The sequence below is a fragment of the Cohnella baijiui genome, assembly GCF_020731285.1.
Taxonomy (GTDB): domain Bacteria; phylum Bacillota; class Bacilli; order Paenibacillales; family Paenibacillaceae; genus Cohnella.
The window spans coordinates 1-242 of record NZ_JAJFOW010000330.1 but is presented as its reverse complement, the minus strand read 5'-3'; the positions used below and the strand labels follow the sequence as shown (position 1 = coordinate 242).

The following is a 242-nucleotide window of genomic DNA, read 5'->3' as shown; positions in this document are numbered from 1 at the left end:
AAAGGATTAAGCGCGGCTTGCCGGATACAATCTCATCGATCATCGGATTGCGGCTTGATAGCGGAAGACGCGCATCCAGCAGTTCAATGACCACATCAATCAGCTTCAGCTTTTCCGTCACTTGACGGCGCGCTTTGGCCATATGACCGGGAAACCATTGGATCGTCATATGCCTCACCTGCATTTCTATAATAAATTTAAAGCTAGTTTAAGCGAATCTTATCCAGCGGCCAGATAATTAA

1 pseudogene is annotated in these 242 nt (G+C 46.3%); it reads right to left on the bottom strand.

Annotation, left to right across the window (positions count from 1 at the left end):
- Nucleotides 1–169, bottom strand: a pseudogene (locus LKX83_RS32830) (ribosome biogenesis GTPase YlqF); the annotation flags it as partial.
- Between the last annotated feature and the right edge of the window lie 73 nt (nt 170–242).